Here is a 6,373-nt window from a genome sequence, read left to right as displayed (position 1 = left end):
GGCCAAGTGGCCGGTCAACGAGTGCAGTGGCGGGGTCGTATCGCGCGCACCGATGCCAGCCTGGATACCCGCACCCGCATGTACAACGCCGTGGCCGAAGTGCGACAGGCAGATAACCCCGATATGCCTCTGGTGGTGGGTCTGTTTGTGCGCGCGGACATTAGCGGTAAACCCATTGAGAGGTGATTAAAGTGCCGCGTACGGCGCTCTACAAGCACGACACATTGGTGCACATTGATGCCGATAACCGTGCGGCTTTTGTGACCGTCGAAGTGCTCGATAGCGACGACGCCTACGCTTGGCTTAGGGCCCCATTGTCCGCCGGTGCCCGCATCGCCACTGCTCGGCAAGGTTATCTGCGCCCGGGTGTCAGCGTGCAAGCGGTACCCCACGAACAGGGTGTGCGTCCATGAACCGATTGATTCAATGGTTTGTCGAAAACCCGGTCGCCGCCAATTTACTGATGTTGCTTATTTTGGTGGGCGGTGGCCTCAGTGTGGCCAACACTAACAAAGAAGTGTTTCCGGGCGCGCTTGCCAACAGTATCGAAATTACCGTGCCCTACCCCGGCGCTGGCCCGCGCGAAGTGGAAGAGCAAATTTGTATCCGCATCGAAGAGGCGCTGGCGAGCCTGGACGGCATTAAAGAGATCACCAGCCGCGCGCAGCAAAACAGCGGCACGGTTATTGTGCAGGTGGCTGGCGGTTACGATACCCAGCGCCTGCTCAACAATGTGAAAACCAAAGTGGATAGCATTACCACCTTTCCCGTGGATGCAGAGCGTCCGCAAGTGCGCGAGCGCTTGTTTCAAAGTGAACTTATGAGCCTGGCGTTATACGGCGATGTGGATGAGCGCGCATTAAAAGAAACGGCCCAGTGGCTGCGCGATGAAATTGCCTTGCTGCCAAGTGTTACCATTGTTGAGGTAGATGCCACGCGCAGCGACGAAATGGCCGTGGAGGTCAGCGAGGCGAGTTTGCGCCAGCATCAATTGACCTTTGAGCAAGTGGTCAGCGCCATCCGGCGCGCGTCCGTCAATCTGCCCGCCGGCCAGGTAAAAAGTGAACAGGGCGATTTGCAAATTCAATCCCGCGGTCAGGCGTACACGGCGCAACAATTCGGCGAAATCGTCGTCGCGAGCCAAGCGTCGGGCGCGCAGCTGCGCCTGCGCGATGTTGCCACCATTACCGACGGTTTTGCGGAAACGGATTTTATTGCCCGCTTCCAGGGTAAGCCGGCCGTGTTTATCGAGCTGTATGTTACGGAAAATCCCAATGTACTGGCCTCGGCGGCCTCGGTGCAAAGCTATTTGGATGCGGTGCAGCAGCGTTTGCCCGCAGGCATGGCGCTGGAAATCAGTCGCGATTGGTCCAAGGTATTTCAGGGGCGACTCAATTTATTAACCAGCAATGCGGCCAGCGGCTTGGTGTTGGTGTTTGTGGTGTTGATGCTCTTTCTGCGACCCGCGCTGGCACTTTGGGTGTGCGCGGGTATTTCGGTGGCCTTTGCCGGCGCCATGTGGCTGATGCCGAGTTTGGGCGTCAGTTTTAATATGCTATCGCTTTTTGCGTTTTTATTGATTCTTGGCATCGTAGTGGACGATGCCATCATCGTCGGCGAAAGTATTTACACTGCACAACAGCACGGCATGCAGGGCAAAGCCGCGGCCGCCGGCGGTGCCAAACAAGTGGCGGGCCCGGTATTTTTTGCGGTGGTGTCCACCATGATTTTCTTTGTGCCCATGCTGTTTATTCCCAACGAGCTGGGCGACATTGTCTACCCCATTCCCGTGATTGTAATTGCTTGCCTGGTGTTTTCACTGGTGGAGTCGATGCTGATTTTACCGGCGCATCTGGCGCATTTAAAACCGGAAAAGCCGCCGCGATCGCTGCCCATGAAAAAGCTGGCGCAAGTGCGAGGCGCGTTTGCCGGCGCCCTGGCAACCGCCGCGAACCGCTACTACCAGCCGTTTATTGTGCGCTGTTTAAACAATGTGTCGGTGCCAATTGCGACATTTGTGGCGCTTTTTTTAGTGGTGATGACCATCTACGGTGCCGGCTGGGTACGTCAGTCTTTTATGCCACAGGTGCCCAGCGATTTTGTGCGCGCGGCGGTAACCTTGGAAGAAGGCTTGCCGTTTAGCTATGCCCAAGATGTGCAGCAGCGCATAGAAGCGGCGGCGACACAATTGCAACAGGACCCGCAATTAATCGCCGACAACCAAGGCAATGCCAACTTTATTCGCAGTATCGAATCCTGGGCAACTCCAACCAGCGTGCGCTTGCGCTTGGCGTTAGTGGATGCCGAACATCGAGAGGTTAGTTCGCGCGCCGTGGCTCAGCGCTGGCGACAACTCATCGGCGATATCGACAAAGCACTGGATGTGGATGTGGGCTTTACCATTAACGCCCGCGACAAAGCCATTCGGTTGCGCGTGTCGATAAGCGAAAACGATTTGACGCGGCAACAGCAGGCACTGGATGCCGTGAAAGCTGCGCTGCAGCGCTACCCCGGTGTGCAGAATGTCAAGGACAGCTTGCAAACCGCTCGCAGCGAGCTGGAGCTGTCGCTCAAGCCCGATGCCGAGTTGTTAGGTCTTGGTTTGCAGGATGTGGCGCAGCAAGTGCGCCAGGGATTTTACGGCGCCGAGGCGCAGCGTATTCCGCGCGGGAAAGAAGACGTGCGGGTCATGGTGCGCTACCCGCGCGCCGAGCGCGAAAGCGTAGATCACTTGAGCAGCATTCGCATTCGCACGGCTCAGCAAACGGAAGTGCCACTCGAAACTGTGGCGCGGATAGATTTTGTTAAGGGTTTTAGCGAAATTAATCGCATTGATCGTCAGCGCTCCAACTCGGTTACCGCGGAGCTTGAGGGAGACAACTCGGCAGAGGCCTTCGCCATTGTCGAAGATTTAATGGCCCGCAACGGCGACCAGTGGCGACAGGAGTTTTTGGGCTTTCGCCTGGAGGTGGGCGGCGATATGAAAGCGCAAAACGAATTTATGGATGAACTGTTGCGCGATTTTATTATTTCGCTCATGGTGATTTACGCGCTGATGGCCGTGGCGTTTAAATCCTATGGCCAGCCGCTGTTAATTATGTCGGCCATACCCTTTGGTTTTATGGGTGCGGTGCTTGGCCACTTAATTATGGGGCGCGAAATCAGCATGTTATCCATGCTCGGCTTTCTCGCCTGTGCCGGTGTTGTGGTGAACGATAACCTGGTGTTAATCGATCGCATTAACCAACTGCGCCAACAGGGGCTGGATTTACTCAAGGCCGTGAGTCAGGCGGGTACGGACCGTTTTCGGGCTATTGTGCTGACCTCGCTCACTACCTTCATTGGGTTGGTGCCGATCATGGCTGAAACCAGCGTGCAGGCGCGCTTTCTCATACCCATGGTGATTTCCCTGGCCTTTGGCGTACTGCTGGCCTCCACCGTCACGTTGATTCTGGTGCCCTGTCTGTATTTGGCCGGTCAACAGAGCAAGCACCGTTTGCTGCGAGTGTTTGGCCTAGCCGCTCAACCCCTGCACCAGGCCGGCGATCAGCGCCAAACCGAGTAGCCCCAGCACCGGCAGGCGCGCGACCCGCAATAGCGCCAAGCCCGTCACTGCCATGGCCAGTTGCCCCCAGGTGTGCAGGCTGTGACTGATTAGCGGCTGCCACAGGGCAGCCGCCAGCAAGGCCACCACGGCGGCATTGACCGCCGCGATGGCGCCCTGCAAACGGGGTTTCTGCGACAGGCTTTGCCAGTGATTCAACAGGCCCAGCAACAGGCAAAAGCCGGGTAGGAAAATCGCCAACAGGGCCAGCAGCGCGCCCAAGATGGGCTGGGCGTAGAGTTGGGTGCCCAGGTAGGCGGCAAAACTGAACAGTGGGCCCGGCAGGGCTTGGGCGAGGCCGTAGCCCGTTAGAAACTGGCCGCTGTCCAAAGCGGGAAACTGGTGTTGCAGCAGTGGTAGCACCACGTGACCACCGCCGAAGACCCACAGTCCCGCGTGGGCAAAGCCTGCCGTAATCTGGCTGGCGCCCTCCCCGTGCTGACTCAGCCAGAGGCCCGCCAGTGCGCAGGCAGCCGCGGCGAGCAGCCAACTGAATTTAGGGCCTGCGCCCGGCGGCGTCGCGATCGCCGTCGGCGCCTGCTTGTTAGTGCCGATATAGCCCAGGGCCCCGGCCACTAGCAGCAGTGGCAGTTGGGAGGGCAGCAGTAAAAATGCCACGAACCAGAGACCGGCTAACCAACGCAGAGGTGTCGTCCGGCAGTAGCGAGAAAACAGCGCGATGACCGCATCGGCAACCACCACCACTGCGGTAAGCTGCAGCATGCCGATAACCGCCGCCCAGGGGCCAGGCGTCAACAGCCAGGTGGCGCCCAGGCCGGCCAGCAGCATGAGCAGTGCCGAGGGCAGAGTAAAGCCTGCAAAGGCCGCTACTGCGCCGACCAGGCCGGCCTGCTTGTAGCCAATGGCAAATCCCAGTTGACTGGAGCTTGGCCCCGGTAGAAATTGACATAGGGCCAGGGTATTGGCGAAATCGTCGGCGTGCAGCCAGCTTAACTCCTGGACAAAGCGCCGCTGAAAAAAGCCGATGTGTGCCGCCGGGCCGCCAAAGCTGGTGCAGCCCAATCGAAGAAACTCCAGGAATATCTGCGCTGGTGAAGCCATACTGGCGCCGTGTGCCTGTGCTATGTTTGGGGGATGAAAATGATACGGGCTTGTGCGTCATGATAAAACTCACCGCAGCGATATTGTTGTGGGGAATTGTGGCCTCAGGCGCCAGCCCAACCTGGGCCGAAGGCGAGGCGGTGCAATTTGTGGCGCCCCGGATTTCGGGCAACCTGGAGACCAATAAAACCGGTTTGCTGGTGGAACTGCACCGCTACCTCATGCGCGCCGCCGGCATCGAAGATCAGCTCAAAGTGCTGTCTGAGGCCCGCGCGCTGTTGTTGATGGAGTCGGGTGCGGTGGATGGCTACTACCCCTCTTGGGTGCCCAACAATTTCAAGGTCGACGTGTTGTACTCGGCGCCGCTGATGCGGGTGGAGTTCTATATTTTCACGGCGCCAAATGCGCCGGTCATTTCAACTTTGGCAGGGCTGGCGGGTAAGCGCGTGGGGCTCTTGGAGGGCTACCGATTGCAGCTGCCCTTAGCGGAGGTGCCGGGTCTGTACGTAAGCCACGCGGTCAATGGCATGGCACTCTACACCATGTTGGAAAGTGGCCGCCTGGATGCGGTGATTATGAGCAAAAATGAAGTGATGTTTCTGTGCGACAGGCGCGAGTTGCCGTTGCTGAGTTACGACGCCAAGGCGATACTGGCGCACAAATATCTGGGCTACAGCTTTTTAAACAATAGCAAAGGCGTGCGCCTACAGCGCAAGGTTAACGCCGCCATTTACCGGCTGCAGCAAAGCGGCGACCTGGCGCAGGCCTTCCCTAGCCTTACACCCTTCCTGCAGTAAACTGCCCCTGATATCGAGGCCCCAGTGCACCTTTCTTCTTTGCAGCGCGCGCTGCTTTACAGTCTATTGACGTCGCTGCTGGCCAGCCTGGTGGCGGCGGGCTCCAAGTTGGCGGCTCAGCAGGTGTCTATTCACGTGGTGGTGGCCAGCCAATACTTGGTAGGTCTGTGTTTATACCTGCCCCTGCTGTGGCGTAAACGCCGCCGCGCTTTTGACACGCAAAGGCGCGGCCTGCATTGGGTGCGCGGCCTAGCGGGCCTGTTTGCCTTTTACGCCTACTACAGCACGCTGGCACATATCTCACTCGTGGATGCCACCTTGCTGCGCAACAGCGCTCCGTTACTGGTGCCGCTGATTGCCCTCTTGTGGCTTAAAATCCGGGTGCCCGGCCGGCGCTGGGGCCCGCTAGCACTGGGGTTTGTCGGCGTACTGGTGATATTGCGACCCTGGCCTGCAAGCGTGAATCTCTGGCACCTGATGGCGTTGTTTGCGGCGCTGATGATGGCAACTAGCATGATCACCACCCGCCTGCTGACGAAAACCGAGTCCAACGAATCAGTATTGCTGCATTACTTTTCCATCGCCCTGCTGGTGAGCCTACCGCTGGCACTCTGGCATCTGGCACCGGCGCCACTGTGGGTGTGGGGGCTGCTGATTTTATTGGGATTGGGCTTGTCGCTAGCCCTGTGGCTGTACACTTTGGCCTACCGCGCTGCCAAGCCCAGCGTGCTGTCGCCGGTTTCTTACATGAGCGTGGTTTTTGCAGGCCTGTGGGGTTGGCTATTTTGGCAGGAGTTGCCCAGCCTGTGGAGCTTTGTGGGAATTGCGCTGGTGGTGTTAAGTGCCTGCTGGGTGCTGTGGCTGGGCGACGACCCGGTGCCGGCCAGCCCGCGGCCGCCGGCGTAATTTG

5 protein-coding genes and 1 pseudogene are annotated in these 6,373 nt (G+C 58.6%); 5 read left to right on the top strand and 1 reads right to left on the bottom strand.

Translation table 11 applies throughout. The features are described 5' to 3' along the window. The 3 genes and pseudogenes from ACW8F6_RS17485 to ACW8F6_RS17475 form a co-directional block, all read left to right on the top strand. Positions 1-186: pseudogene (locus ACW8F6_RS17485) on the top strand (efflux RND transporter periplasmic adaptor subunit); the annotation flags it as partial. A 5-nt stretch (positions 187-191) separates the two neighbouring features. Continuing rightward, the gene (locus ACW8F6_RS17480; protein WP_491577174.1) at positions 192-413 is read left to right on the top strand and encodes a hypothetical protein; all 222 of its coding nucleotides are present in this window, start codon (positions 192-194) and stop codon (positions 411-413) included. Continuing rightward, a complete protein-coding gene (locus tag ACW8F6_RS17475; RefSeq protein ID WP_491577173.1) occupies positions 410-3,565 on the top strand; it encodes an efflux RND transporter permease subunit in 3,156 nt (1,051 codons plus the stop codon). Before ACW8F6_RS17480 ends, ACW8F6_RS17475 begins: the two co-directional genes overlap by 4 nt. On the opposite strand, the gene chrA is transcribed toward ACW8F6_RS17475, so the two are convergent. After that, on the bottom strand, positions 3,515-4,666 hold the full coding sequence (chrA, locus tag ACW8F6_RS17470; RefSeq protein WP_491577172.1) for a chromate efflux transporter: 1,152 nt from the start codon (positions 4,664-4,666) through the stop codon (positions 3,515-3,517). The two genes, ACW8F6_RS17475 and chrA, sit on opposite strands and share 51 nt — an antisense overlap. Before the next feature lie 59 nt (positions 4,667-4,725). On the opposite strand from chrA, the gene ACW8F6_RS17465 reads away from it, so the two are divergent. After that, entirely contained in the window at positions 4,726-5,463 is a 738-nt protein-coding gene (locus ACW8F6_RS17465; protein ID WP_491577171.1) for a substrate-binding periplasmic protein, read from the top strand. Between the two features lie 24 nt (positions 5,464-5,487). Beyond that, positions 5,488-6,369 (top strand): DMT family transporter, encoded by an 882-nt coding sequence (locus tag ACW8F6_RS17460; RefSeq protein WP_491577170.1) that lies wholly within the window; start codon positions 5,488-5,490, stop codon positions 6,367-6,369. Positions 6,370-6,373 lie beyond the last annotated feature (4 nt).

The sequence above is a fragment of the Simiduia sp. genome, from assembly GCF_058345725.1.
The sequence above is the reverse complement of the archived record's forward strand: the minus strand, read 5'-3'. Positions and strand labels throughout refer to the sequence as shown.